Raw genomic sequence first — 14,039 nt, forward strand, 5'->3', positions numbered from 1 at the left:
GTTAATGCATACCCATAATCAAAATCATCATATCGCTTTTTTAATTGCCATGAAATTTCTTGATCAGGGTTTTCAAACGCTGCTTTTAACAGTTTAATCTTTGCTACCCCACGCTCACTTTCTTCTGGTTTCACAAGAAGATTAATACTTGGTTTAACTGTTTCCTTCTGTGAAGTCATCACCTTCCATAAAGAGCCATTCAACAAACCTTTAGTAGGATCATTTCGCAAGCACACAAGCTTGTCTCCTGCTTGCGGATAATCTGCTGTAAATCCTTTTAACACACGCAAACGCTGATTATAAAGGTAGCGCGTACGATTAACCCCTACCAATACCTGATCAGCATCCAAAACCAATTGTTGATTGACCTCTTTACGTGTAACAACGCGCGCTTCTCCATAGTCACCATAAGCAATATCGCGTCCTTCACGCACATCCATAGCAAGACGTATAATCGGATTATCCCGCGCTTGCCGATGAATTTCTGAAAGAAGAAAATCTGGTTCTCCATTAGAAAAAAATCCTCCACCTGATATAGGAGGCAATTGACCTGGATCACCAAGAACAAGAATTGGCGTCCGAAAGCTCATTAAATCACGCGCCAATTTTTCATCTACCATCGAGCACTCATCGACAATAATGAGCTTAGCTTGTGCAGCTGCACTCCTCCGATTTAATGCAAATGTCGGTGCAATAGACTTCTTTCCCGTAACTTCATCGGAAACTTCTTCTTCCCCACGCGGACAATAAATCAACGAATGAATAGTACAAGCATTACTGGCACCTTTAGAGCGCAAAACCTGTGCCGCTTTGCCTGTAAACGCCGCAAACTGAACAGAACCATCAACTGTTTCAGCAAAATAGCGTGCCAGCGTTGTCTTACCCGTCCCCGCATAGCCAAAGAGGCGAAAAAGTGGAGAGCGCCCCTCTTTCAACCACGCAGCAACAGCCTTCAATGCATTATCCTGTTCCGGTGAAAACTGCATGACTTACCAACATAAAATTTGCATAAAAAGAGCAGTATTTTGAAAAAAACCAACTATCAAGAAAAACTTTTTTATTAAGAATTGCTGACACACGCCCATCTAACAACTTTCATAGCACAATTATCAATTATTTACCCATTGCTTTTTCAAGATATTGTAGCAATCTAAATTTTATCTATACATCGATCTTCTTGGTAACACCTTATACTTATCAAATAAAATATCATTTTTTACAACAGTAACACCAACAATGGAATATGCATGTCTTAAATTTAAAATAATACCTATATACGCTTTTTCTAACCAAAATTTAGAATGAGAAAAAGAGCATTGCAATTGCAAAACCCTCGCTAGAAAAAATGTCCTTAACAGGATAAGAATAATGTAATTTTATGAATACTATTTTACACGATCACTCAGCTTTCTTGCACATAAAAATAAAGTACATCCACTATTACGAAATAATAATTAAATATATCAAAAACCTTTTGGCGGAAATAGAAATAGCTCTCAACAAAACGACTTAACCCTATGATGATACACCTATATATTTCCTATTTCCCTCTTATCACGATTTTAATAAATTTACTCTTCATGCTACAAATAAGTTATATCTCAACGAATAAAGAGAGACATCACGCTTATATAAAGCCCGCTTTATCTTGCACAAATATGTAGCGTTTTCTGTTTCGACAATAAAATCTGGTTCGTAAGTATGGCCTTCTTGGTAGTCTATTATAAGAAAACTGGGACATGGGTTTCAGTCCAGCGTAGCACTTCAGGTCCGTCCTCTAGAATATGAGAAAAGCGCAATTCTCCATCTACTGAGTCAAACTTTTTGTCGCAATGTTTTAAAGTTTATAAAAACTAACTGATTAATGCTATTCTTATTGCTAGAAACAACAATGAAATCAATGGGTATAATTTGTTAATAGGCTTGGCGTTATGTCAAAATATCAGCGATGAGATTGCTTTTTGGTTGTTTTAGAAATGAAATAATGAGCTCAAATATTGATGAATGAAACGGGAGATTTAAATTGAAAATATTAATTCCAGATGACTATCAAAAAGCTACCCTAACATTACAGTCTATTACAAAATTAATGAAATCGCATGAAGTGCTTGTTATAAATAATTTAGCTAAAGAATGTGATTTAGAAGATAAGCTCAAAGAGATAGATATTCTTATCTTAATCAGAGAGCGGACCATGGTTGATAGAAATCTTCTCCTGAAACTGCCAAATTTAAAATTAATCTGCCAAACAGGCCCCATAGGTTCACATATTGATATAGAAGCTTGTAGAGACTTAGGAATTGAAATATTAGACGGTGGTGGAGATCCAACTTCTGCTGCTGAATTTGCGTGGCTCTTAATTATGTCTGCGCGTAGAAAACTCTGTAAATCTGTGTCTGATATGAAAAAAGGACGATGGCAAACAACATTTGGCAACCAAATGAAAGGGGCTACTCTTGGAATATTCGGGTTTGGGCGTATTGGTAAAATGGTTGCTCAATATGCTCAAGCTTTTGGCATGTCCATTTTGGTTTATGGGAGCGAACGTTCAACGCAAGAAGCAAAAAATTTAGGTTATCATTTTACGCATTCAAAAGATGAATTTTTTACACGTCCTGACATTATATCCGTACATTTACGTTTAAGCGATAAAACCAGAGAAATCATTCAATTAGATGACCTATTGAGCATGAAACCTCATGCTATTTTTGTCAACACAGCGCGTTCAGCTTTGGTTGAAAAAGGGGCGATAGAAAAAATACTAAGTTTGGAAAATTCAACTTACTTTGCACTGGATGTTTATGACAGCGAGCCGGTATATGAGAGCAAATTATTGCAATCAGATAGAGTTCTTTGCACACCGCATCTGGGCTATGTGACTGAAGAAAGCTTTGAGAATTATTTTGAAAAAGCTTGCCAAAATATAGCGTCTTTTATGAAGAGCGCTTAATGCCGGATGAGCCAATGTTTGTAAAATTTATCTTATATCGCTAGCGTATCAAATTTGCACGACACATAATAGCTTATTTCCTTAAATTAAGCATATTCCTTAGCTTTCATATTAAGACCAATCGTATTGACAGATTTTTATGTAATCAGCATAAAATACCTAATTTATTGTTGCAAGCATTATTAAAAAAAGGCTACTTTATTGGAATACACTTTAATTGGAGGGGGCATAGTGAGCAATAATAAATTTATAGAAAAAAATTATTATAGATGGATTATATTGCTTGTTGCCACTATCGCTCAAGCATCAGCTTGCTTCTTTGTTCAAGGGATTGGTCCTTTAGCTGAATTTTTTAAGAAGGATTTCTCGCTTAGTGACTCTCAGATAGGTTTGCTGTCTTCAGCAGCGCAATTCCTACCTATTATTGGGTTACTTGTAGCTGGCGAATTACTAGACATAACGAGCGCTATATTGTTGGAGTTGGAGCGGTCGGTGTTTCTGTCGCTCTTTTGTTGGGAGCAATCGCAGATAACTATATTTCCCTTTTGGTCTGTTTGCTAATTGTAGGGGGATTTTATAGTTCTGCTCAACCCGGTGGCGCTAAATCTGTTTCTTCATGGTTTCCAAAATCGCAGCGCGGATTTGCAATGGGAATAAAGCAAGCGGGGCTACCATTAGGTAGGGGACATTAGCTGGGATGGTTCTTCCTGCTAGTGCGCTTGTCTATGGCATACAAGGTGCGTTTTTGGTCGGTGCCATCGTTTCTTTTTTAGGGGGATGTATCTTTATTATTTTTTATCACGCACCAGAAAAAGTTGTAGCTCTCGTTCCAGAAAGTAAGGCAAGAGTTTCGTTCCATGCAAAGGTATTGTCTCGTCTTGCGATGTTGGCTGCGCCATATATGCCGTATATGAAGAATATTATTTTTTCAGGCGTTTCACTTGTGATAGTTTAATATGTTTTAACCATTTTTATAATGATTTATTTTTATAGAATCTATCACCTGTCTTTAGATAAAAGTGCTTATTTGTTCTTTGTTTCACAGGCTTCTGGTGCCTTAGGAAGAATTATTTTAGCAGCGTGGAGTGATCATTGTAGAAAAGGACGATTTTTTCCTGTCTTCTTTTGCATGATTGCAGTCGTTTTTGGATTTTTAATATTAATTTTGGGTATTAGTGGATCGATAATTTATTTAACTATTTTATCTGCTTGGTTAGGTTTTTTTGGATTAGGATGGTATGGCCCTTGAGTTGCTTATATTGTAGACTCTTCGTCGAAAGAAAGCGTTGGACTTTCTCTGGGTTTAGCAATGTATGTAAATCAAATCGCAATTATTACTGCTCCACCATTATTTGGATTAATCCAAGATTTTACAGACACTTATTTACTAACTTTGAGTTGAGCAATGGCGAAAGAGACAAACTTTGGGAGGCTTTAGACCATGTTATTTATGATCCATACGGTGGTATTGAATATTCGGTTAAGCTAAAAAAAATAGCATTTTCGCTGCTACCCCATAGAATATTGACAATTCTTATGAATCAAAAGATGTCTATTACCCCTAGAGCATATTTAAGCTTTGAAAACCTTCCAATTGATAGACAAATTAATACGTCACCTAATCCTTATAATTTAGATGCGTCTTGTAAAAGTGGCTATATTAGCGAAAATTTAATTATGATGTTTTCTTTATTAATCGGAGAGCCTTATTCAATTAAATTTGAAGGCGAACATATAGTAAACAACCTAGTTCCTTTAGAGGATAATAAAAAAGATTATACAGGATTAGGATCTGAAGTTGAGTTAGATTTTCATATAGAAAATACTGCACTAAAATTTATAACGAGTTTAAATTTATCTCCTAAAGGGATATTTTTCTGGTGTTCGCAATGATGTTCATGGCCCGTTAACGAGAATATCTGGTGCACATCTAGCTTTAAAACTTTTAAGTGAGAAGGATTTGAGTAGCTTAAGGGATAATTTATATATAATTAATTTTCTCTATAGAGGAGAAATTGGGTAACCTCTACAAGTAAAGTGCCTCCTAGTTCGAGAGGACGGTGAATTCCCAGATATCAGCGCTGTTTTTTATCTGGGCATGTTAGAGCCACAGTCAAAAAAAGCTAAGGAAGCTTTAAATCATTTTTATGAAGCTATGAAGACTGTATCTTTTGGAATTGATGTACAACTAGGAAGATTATTATACATTGATAACAGAATGGCTCTACACTCTGGAGGTAAATTTTTTGGATCATTTGATAGTTATGAAAATCCAATGCGGTGGATTCAAAGAGTGTTTGTGTCTGCAGATTTATGGAATCATAAATATGTAGAACAAATAAAAGAAAGAATATTTGATTTTCAATGTTAATGTCCTGATAATGATACGATGTTGAGTATTATTCCGGTTTATATATATATTGACTACACATCTCATATATATAGATTTCCCCCGCATAATCAGGTGAAATTACTACCTGATTATAAGCTATGGTGGCTAATTGATTTTCTATGGCTGCATTTGATCTTTGTTATTTTTGCCCTTCCTTTCAAGCCGCTAGGGGGATTTTCCTATCAAGCCCTTGAAAGAGCGATTTGGAGTAATTTCATAATGCGAAACCAAAACATAGTGACAAACTTTTCTATTGTTTTCACAAGTATGACGGTTTGCATGGTTGCCCCCTTCAAGCACGGTGGCTTTTTTCTTGCACGATGGAATCTTTCATATATGAGACAACATAATTAATTTATAACAGATAATTCAATGTATTATCTAAAAAATGCAACGAAATAGCTATTAATGTGAACATATGAATAAAAAAAACAAACATCGCATACAAATAATAATACACCCCATGTCTTTAAACAAAGAATGAAAATCATAAAATGAGCTCTAAGGATAATAGGAACTCTCCACAAAGAAGAGACAGAGATGAAGACTCTAAAGACTTCATCATCACCATCCTTCAACTATTTTGTTAACATATTCATTTTATACAAGAATCTTTCCCTCGGAAGAAATAGCATTTGCAACAGCTTCCTCGCTTGCCTCATCGGGTAATAACATCTCATTGTGGGCACATCCCGATGGGATCATAGGAAAACAGTTTTCTAAATGATAAACACGACAATCGAAAAGAACTGGCTTATCACAGTCAATCATTTGCTGAATTTTATCATCAAGTTCATCTGGTTTTGAACAACGAATCCCTACGGCTCCATAAGCTTGTGCCAATTTCACAAAGTCAGGCATAGATTCCGTATAAGAATGAGAAAGACGATTACCATGCAGCAATTGCTGCCACTGACGGACCATCCCCATATACTGATTATTTAAAATAAAAATTTTCACTGGTGTATCATGCTGAATTGCCGTTGCAAGCTCTTGAATATTCATCTGAATGGAGGCATCACCAGAAATACACACAACAAGCGCAGCAGGATGTGCTATTTGAACACCAATAGCCGCAGGAAGACCATAACCCATAGTTCCCAACCCACCAGAAGTCATCCAATGTTTTGGTTCATCAAAATGATAATACTGTGCTGCCCACATCTGATGCTGTCCGACATCCGTTGTGATATAAGCACATGCATCTTTAGTAAGAGCATAAAGTCGTTCAAGAGCATATTGTGGCATGATAACATCTTTTTTTTTCATATATGCCAATGAATTACGAGCTTTCCAGCGATTAATTTGCGTCCACCACGCCTCACGGACTTCACTGTTAAACGCTGGTTGCTGTATCTTTAAGAGTTGCGTCATATCTCCTAAAACACAAGCCACATCACCAATAAGTGGCACTTTCACTTTTACGATCTTATTAATAGAAGAAGGATCAATATCAATATGGATAATACGCGCATGAGGTGCAAATGCATCCAATCGCCCTGTGATACGATCATCAAAGCGCGCACCAACAGCCAACATAACATCACAATCATGCATGGCCATATTAGCCTCATAGGTTCCATGCATTCCAAGCATTCCAAGCCAATTCTTGCCAGAAGCGGGATAAGCACCAAGCCCCATGAGTGTTGAAGTAATCGGAAAATTTCCCAATTGAACTAAATCGCGCAAAAGCTTTACAGCTTCCATCCCTGATGAAATAACACCACCACCAGAATAAATAACAGGACGCTTTGCTTCTACTAAGAGAGAAACAGCCTCTTCAATAGCCTGCGCATTCCCTTTCGGCTTTGAATAAGAACGCATAAATGTCGGCGCTTGAGGTGCTCTATAAATTCCTGAAGCAAATTGAACATCCTTAGGAATATCAATCAAAACCGGTCCAGGACGACCTGATTGAGCAAGAGAAAAAGCTTCATGAATAATAGCCGCAAGATCATTGACGTTTTTAACCAGCCAATTACGCTTCGTACAGGGCTTTGTAATTCCAACCGTATCAGCTTCTTGAAAGCCATTTGTTCCGATGATCGTTGTCGCTACCTGACCAGAAAAACAAACAAGAGGTATAGAATCCATAAGAGCATCTTGCAAAGGTGTAACAGCATTCGTTGCGCCTGGACCAGAAGTCACAAGCATAACGCCTACCTTTCCAGTACTGCGTGCATAACCTTCAGCAGCATGCCCTGCAGCTTGTTCATGGCGCACCAAAATATGCTGGAGTGTATCTTGGTGATAGAGCACATCAAAAATAGGCAGAACAGCCCCACCAGGATAACCAAAAATATGTTTAACCCCTTGATCTATAAGAGCCTGAATCACTATTTCAGCCCCCGACATTATTTTTCCATCTGCACTCTCTTGCTTTCTTGGATCATTTCTCATTTTTCCCACTCACCTACTTGATAGGACAATAAAAAAGCCCCTAACGGAGCCCATAAAAAAAGACCCCAAAGGAGCCCATTACACAACACATACTGTATGATCACCCCCATTATTCCAACGTATAAAATATATAAAAATTTCCTTGTAGAAAGATTTCTAATTCCATTGATACCATTCGTCAATAAAAAATTATATTTTCTAAAAAATTCTTTTTCACGAATTATCTTTTATCTTTCGATAAGTTTCTTTGCAAAGCTCTAGCTCTTTTATCAAAAAGTAAGCATCCATTCTTCATCAAATTGATTACGAAACCATGTCATTTGTCTTTTTGCGTATCTCCTCGTTTGTGTTTTCACCGCTTCAAGAGCATTCTCAAAGCTTCTATATCCATCCAAATAAGCCATAAATTCAGGTATACCAATAGCCTTCATTGCTGGTAATGAAGGGGAAAGCTTAAGATTCTTCATAATCATCACCTCTTCTAAAGCTCCTCTTTCAATCATAGAATCCAAGCGTTTATGAATACGTTCATAAAGCAGAAGACGTGGTGGCATGAGAAGAATTTTTTCGATGAAATTCGGCGCTATGAGAGGTGTTGTTTTTTGTTTCTGCCACCAACTGAGCGTCTTACCGGTTGCATCATAAACTTCCAAAGCACGGACAATACGTTGACCATCGTGCGAAGAAATTTTTTCAGCAACAACAGCATCAATCTGCAACAACTGGCGATAAAGATTTGCAACGCCCTCTTTATCAAGCCGAAGTCGCCACTTCTGCCGCACAACATCTGGAACATTAGGGATTTCCGAAATCCCCTCTAAAAGAGCACGAAAATAAAGTCCTGTTCCACCAACAAAAATAACTGATCTTAAAGAAAAAGTAGCCAATAGCTTCTCGACATCACACAACCATTGCCCTACTGAATAATTCAAAGTAGGACTCACATGACCATAAAGATAATGTGGAACAATCGCAGTATCAGCCTCTGTAGGCCGTGCCGTTAAAATATTTAAAACATCATAAACCTGCATTGAATCAGTGTTAATAATGAGAGCATTTTTTTCTTGAGCCATTTTCAAGGCAAGTTCTGACTTCCCACTTGCCGTTGGTCCCGCTATTAATGTAACTGTTCTCTGTGTCATGAATAGCAATTTCTCCCAATCAATAACTTATTGCAACACACAGCCCCCAAAGCCCCCTATGAAACTTATAAAAAAAGAAAAAATTGACTTAATAACGACACCAAAGGAATTTCCAAGCATTTTTGCTATCATAATTCAATAATAAATTACAGCCATAATCATTCTGTCCGTTAGTCCATTAAAAATAAACATATTCTTTGTCATCATTTATAAAAATAATACTGAGCTTAACCTATACAATCAAACAGCTTTATTTTTTCCTATAAAAACAGCATGTTACTCTGGTTTATAATAAGAGATTCAGAAATTGTCTTCTGTACTCTCTCTTTTTTATAACTATTTTTTCATCCATCACCAAGAAAGGTATAAATATATATAACTAATTTAGTCTAATATCATTTTTCTCTAGGATAACTTTTTTCAAAATGAAGTAAAAAAACGTTCTCTATAGCACATAAAGTACAATCAAAAAGGGCTAAAAGTCTCACTAGATAAAACGTTATTTATAATAATAATTGACTTAAACACAAAACATAGATCTCTTATGCAGCACTTCAAAGCCTAGGCTGTTGCAATATTGGGAACTAGCAAATCTATTATGGTACCAACTTGTACTTTTATTTAATGCAAAAATAGAGCTGCCCAACGGATTTTATGTTATACAATCCATGCCTTTTTGTCATGAAATGAGCTTGAGATATATTGGACATCACATGGTTGAGCTACAAAGTAGCCACATACCAAGGCTGATAAAAAACAAAAAATTAATTTTTAAGCCTCAATCCATTGGGGTATCAATCCATTAGGAGCGTTAGGAACCGTAACTCTCCATCTGGACGCGCTACGATGAATAGAGCATTTTTGCGTCCAGCTTCACGTAATTTATGAATACGTTTTTTAGCCTCATCGATTGTTGTGATAGCACTCTGATTAATATCAATAATGACTTCACCAACGCGAATACGCTTTTTATCCGCTGCGCTATTTTGTGCAACAGATGTTACCACTAGTCCTCGAAGTTTATCTGAAATTGAATAACGATGACGCAAATCCTCTGTCAATTCAGATAGCGTCATTCCCATAAATTGCATTGTCACGCTTTTCGACAGATCATTGTCTTTTTTATCATCAACTTCTTCTTCTATATCTTCATTTGCATCTGTTTCAATCAAACGTCCAAGCTTAACTTTTACTGTTTTTTCTTGCCCATTCCGTAAAACAGTAACATCCACCACTTTTCCTTCTGAACTTTCTGCAACTAAACGCGGCAAATCACGTGCATGCTTAATTTTTGCATTACCAAAGGAAAGAATAACATCTCCAGTTTGTAACTGGCTATTATCTACATTATTTTCTTCCGTCTGTTCTATTTTACCAGCCACTAATGCTCCTACAGCATTGTCCAATTTTAAACTTTTTGCAATATCCTCTGTTACCGGCTGAATACGAATAGCCAACCAACCACGCCTTATTTCTCCAAAATCACGCAATTGATTAATAACAGCAAGGGCCATATCCGATGGAATAGCAAACCCAATACCGATAGATCCTCCAGAAGGTGAAACAATTGCTGTATTAATGCCAATGACTTCACCATTTCTATCAAATAACGGACCACCAGAATTGCCCCGATTAATTGCTGCATCTGTTTGAATAAAATTATCATAGGGACCAGCATTAAGATCACGGTTACGTGCAGAAATAATACCAACCGTTACACTTCCACCAAAACCATAAGGATTACCAATAGCCATAACCCAGTCACCAATACGTGCTTTTTCTGAGTCACCAAAACGCACAGCTTTTAATTTTTTACGTCCCGCATCCACTTGAAGTAGTGCCAAATCAGTTTTGCTATCCTTGCCAAGAAGCTTCGCCTTGAGTTTTGTACCATCTGTAAAATTAACTTCAATATCATCAGCATCAACAATAACATGATAATTTGTAACAATAATCCCTTTTTGCGCATCAATCACAAAACCAGACCCCAAAGAACGCACCTTTTGAAATTGACTATTTTTTTGACCATCTTTGGGTGTAAAAAAATCATTAAAATATTCCTCCAGCAATGAATCTTTGGGAATAACGGGTACCGAAGTATTTTCATCCTGTTCGGTTCCTTCAACAGTCTGTGCCGTAGAAATATTCACAACCGTCTCCAAAAGCTCAGAAGCTAAATCAGGAACAGAAAGCAATGTCTTGTTTGTCTCTGCGCTCCAAGACAAATTCACTGATCCTGATAAAAACAAAACCACACACAAAACAACTCTTGTGATAAAAGACTTCAAAAACGTATTTCTACTCACGATACTTCTATCCATGACATGCCTTTAACCAAAGCTGAAAAGAGCCCCACTAAATTTATCTATGTAAAACCAGCACGGCTCGATACTCTCTACGACTTTTATCATAAAAGAAAATGGTCACAGATCATTCTTTTCATGCAAAATCTCGTATCTGCAATCCATTATTTTATCTATTCTCTCCCGATTTTGAATCCGTTTTACTGAGGCCAGTATTCATTGTCGGTAAGAATGATTTATTTGCCTGCGGCGGATTACGAAAATAGAAAAAGAAATCCTCATTTGGTGAAATCACCATCGGAGTATGCTCTAAATTCTTGTATTGTTCCATCGCCAACCAAAAATCGTAAAAAGATGGATTAGCCTCCCTCGCATTCAATAAAAGACGAATACTTTCAGCCTGACCTTCACCACGGGTAATTTCAGCATCACGCTTTGCAGCTGCTACGATTTCTTCATATTCACGATTAGCTTCTGCCACAATACGATCTCGCTCCTGCTGACCACGAGCACGGATATTTTCCGCAGCAGCTTCACGTTCAGCTGCCATTTGCCGATAAACATCTTCTGAAACAGCATCCGTCAAATCGGTTTTACGAATACGCACATCAACAATGGTAATACCCAACGAACCTGCATCTACAGAAAACTGCTTCTGTACTTCAGCCATCATCGCACCTCGTTCATCCGATAAGGCTGCTTTAAATTCTCGCTTGCCATAAACAGCACGTAAAGCGTCAATAAACCGTGGTGCAAGGTTTTCACGTGCCGCAATTTGTGGACGCCCAGAAGCAATGCGCTGTAAAAACAACTTAGGATCTGTAATACGGTAAATAAAGAACGCATCCACCTCATAATACGCACCACCACGAACCTGTACAGATTGTGTAGGAACATCGTAACGCAACAACCGATTATCCACAATGATGATCTTATCTATAAAAGGCGCCTTGAAATAGATTCCAGGGTTAGATTCTACCTGAACAATTTGTCCAAAACGCTTAATTGCTACTTGTTGACGAGGATAGACGATAAAAACGGACATCCACAAAATCATCAAAACAAACACTATAGCACTAAAAACAAACAAAAAACGAGATTGCTGCATAATTAATATCCTCCAGAAATGCGAGAATCCGAAAGCGATGCAGGACGCGCTGATGTTGCCTTCAATTTTTCTGATGAATTGCTACGCAACAATTCGTTCAAAGGTAAATAGGGCACCGCTGGAGAATTTGCCTGATCAAAAACCAACTTATTTGGTGAAGAAAGAATACGCCCCATCGTTTCCATATAGAGACGGTAGCGAGCAGCTTCTGGTGAAATCGCAGCCTCACGAGCTATCGCCTGAAAACGTTCCGCACGCCCTGTTGCCTCTTCAACCATTTGTGCCTTTTCACCTTTTGCGATTTCTCGTGTGCGTGAAGCTTCACCATTTGCTAAACCAATTTTCGTAAAACGCACACGATTCCCCTCTTCAATCATTCTTCCACGTTCCTGCTCCGCCTGCTGAACAGAATTAAACGCAGCAGCAACCTTTGTTGGAGGAGCAGCTTCACTGATAGACACACGGCTTATTTCAACACCAAGTTGATATTTATCTACAGTCAACTGAATAATCTTTCTGACGTCATTAGCAACTTCTTCTTTCTTGTCACGTAAAACATCATCAACCGGCCGCGAACCAATGACCTCACGCATTGCACTCTCAGCAACTTGGCGAACTGTTCCTTCTTGATCATTCACATTGAATAAAAACTGACTAGGGTATGAAATGCGATAGTAAACGGAAAAATTAACATTAACAATGTTCTGATCACTTGAAAGCATTAAGCCATCACTTTGTTGCGCCTGACCAGGCTTCCCACCAATCGCAATTGTTTTTTCCGTTAAAGGTACTTTCATATAGGTCTCAATTGGCCAAAAATGAAAATGCAACCCATCACCAATAATGCCTTCTTTAGGGATGCCAAAGCGCAACTCTACCGCTTGTTCATTTTGCTGAACAATATAAATTGACTGGTATAGCCAAAAAAACACAATAAGCAGAAGGAATAAAACAGAAAAACTGCTTCTCCCGAATTGTTTAAACTGATCCTGCCCTTTGCGCAAAATATCATTAAGATTAGGACCATTTTCGCCACCATTACCGCCACCAGAACCAAAGAGATTCTTAGCTGGTGTTTTTTTGTCACCACTGTTTTTATCGCCACTCCACGGGCCACCACCATTTTGATTTGTCCAGGGCATTATCACCTCTTTAACTGATTACCACTACTCGAACACCAACCATTTGCTTGATCTTATAGGGTGTCTCTTACCTCATTACAATACAACTGATAACCCCTTCCACTTCATATTACAAAAAATTATTTCCGCTCATAAACCACAAAACGTGTCGGATGACTATCTTTTTCTCCTTTTGGAATATCTTGTGTTTCTACAATAGTCCATTTTTCTTTATCAAAAACAGGAAAAAAACTATCCCCTTCTATAGAAGCTAAAACTTCTGTAAGGAATATTTTATCAGCCATATGCAACCCTTGTTGAAAAATTTCACCACCCCCAATAATAAAAACTGCATCTGCACCATTTTGAGAAGCCACACTTTTTGCGATAGAACAGGCTTGCGACAAAGAATGAGCAATAACAGCGCCTTCAGCCGTGAATGCGCAATTACGGGTAATAACAATATTTGTACGCCTTGGTAAAGGACGCCCAAGAGAATCCCATGTTTTTCGCCCCATAATAATGGGGTTACCAAAAGTCAAAGCTTTAAAGCGTTGCAAATCCGTGGATAAATGCCAAGGCATCGCACCTTCACGACCTATAACACCATTTTCTGCAACAGC

The 14,039-nt window shown here is 37.7% G+C and carries 13 protein-coding genes; 6 read left to right on the top strand and 7 right to left on the bottom strand.

Features of this window, described 5'->3' with window-relative positions; all coding sequences use genetic code 11:
• On the bottom strand, positions 1 to 986 hold a 986-nt coding region (locus ACFIKE_RS05955; RefSeq protein ID WP_375648637.1), incomplete at its 3' end, for an ATP-dependent RecD-like DNA helicase.
• Between the two features lie 1,037 nt (positions 987 to 2,023).
• Between ACFIKE_RS05955 and ACFIKE_RS05960 the strand changes: the two genes are divergently transcribed.
• The 6 genes from ACFIKE_RS05960 (at position 2,024) to ACFIKE_RS05985 (ending at position 5,321) form a co-directional block, all read left to right on the top strand.
• A complete protein-coding gene (locus ACFIKE_RS05960) occupies positions 2,024 to 2,950 on the top strand; it encodes a D-2-hydroxyacid dehydrogenase family protein (RefSeq protein ID WP_375627117.1) in 927 nt (308 codons plus the stop codon).
• Positions 2,951 to 3,420: 470 nt separating this feature from the next.
• On the top strand, positions 3,421 to 3,642 hold the full coding sequence (locus ACFIKE_RS05965; protein WP_375648644.1) for an MFS transporter: 222 nt from the start codon (positions 3,421 to 3,423) through the stop codon (positions 3,640 to 3,642).
• Positions 3,643 to 3,647: 5 nt separating this feature from the next.
• Positions 3,648 to 3,905, top strand: a complete 258-nt coding sequence (locus ACFIKE_RS05970; protein ID WP_375648638.1) for a hypothetical protein — start codon at positions 3,648 to 3,650, stop codon at positions 3,903 to 3,905.
• 72 nt (positions 3,906 to 3,977) lie between these two features.
• Entirely contained in the window at positions 3,978 to 4,199 is a 222-nt protein-coding gene (locus ACFIKE_RS05975; protein WP_375648639.1) for a hypothetical protein, read from the top strand.
• Positions 4,200 to 4,348: 149 nt separating this feature from the next.
• Positions 4,349 to 4,843: a hypothetical protein gene (locus tag ACFIKE_RS05980; RefSeq protein WP_375648640.1), complete on the top strand. Its 495-nt coding sequence runs from the start codon at positions 4,349 to 4,351 to the stop codon at positions 4,841 to 4,843.
• Positions 4,844 to 5,048: 205 nt separating this feature from the next.
• Positions 5,049 to 5,321 carry a hypothetical protein gene (locus ACFIKE_RS05985; protein WP_375627113.1) on the top strand — a complete coding sequence of 91 codons (273 nt, stop codon included), beginning with the start codon at positions 5,049 to 5,051 and terminating at the stop codon, positions 5,319 to 5,321.
• Positions 5,322 to 5,942: 621 nt separating this feature from the next.
• Here the strand turns inward: ACFIKE_RS05985 and ACFIKE_RS05990 are convergent.
• The 6 genes from ACFIKE_RS05990 to ACFIKE_RS06015 all read right to left on the bottom strand — a co-directional run.
• The gene (locus ACFIKE_RS05990) at positions 5,943 to 7,742 is read right to left on the bottom strand and encodes an acetolactate synthase 3 large subunit (RefSeq protein ID WP_375648641.1); all 1,800 of its coding nucleotides are present in this window, start codon (positions 7,740 to 7,742) and stop codon (positions 5,943 to 5,945) included.
• 269 nt (positions 7,743 to 8,011) lie between these two features.
• Positions 8,012 to 8,884 (bottom strand): tRNA (adenosine(37)-N6)-dimethylallyltransferase MiaA, encoded by an 873-nt coding sequence (gene miaA / locus ACFIKE_RS05995; protein ID WP_375648642.1) that lies wholly within the window; start codon positions 8,882 to 8,884, stop codon positions 8,012 to 8,014.
• 794 nt (positions 8,885 to 9,678) lie between these two features.
• On the bottom strand, positions 9,679 to 11,205 hold the full coding sequence (locus ACFIKE_RS06000; protein WP_375627107.1) for a Do family serine endopeptidase: 1,527 nt from the start codon (positions 11,203 to 11,205) through the stop codon (positions 9,679 to 9,681).
• Between the two features lie 151 nt (positions 11,206 to 11,356).
• A complete protein-coding gene (gene hflC, locus ACFIKE_RS06005; protein WP_375627105.1) occupies positions 11,357 to 12,295 on the bottom strand; it encodes a protease modulator HflC in 939 nt (312 codons plus the stop codon).
• Positions 12,296 to 12,297: 2 nt separating this feature from the next.
• Positions 12,298 to 13,437, bottom strand: a complete 1,140-nt coding sequence (gene hflK, locus ACFIKE_RS06010) for an FtsH protease activity modulator HflK (RefSeq protein ID WP_375626085.1) — start codon at positions 13,435 to 13,437, stop codon at positions 12,298 to 12,300.
• A gap of 119 nt (positions 13,438 to 13,556) precedes the next feature.
• Positions 13,557 to 14,039 (bottom strand): dihydrofolate reductase (locus tag ACFIKE_RS06015; RefSeq protein WP_375648643.1); only part of this gene is annotated, 483 nt, incomplete at its 5' end.

This window comes from Bartonella sp. MU70NMGDW (assembly GCF_042194085.1).
Taxonomy (GTDB): Bacteria; Pseudomonadota; Alphaproteobacteria; order Rhizobiales; family Rhizobiaceae; genus Bartonella; species Bartonella grahamii.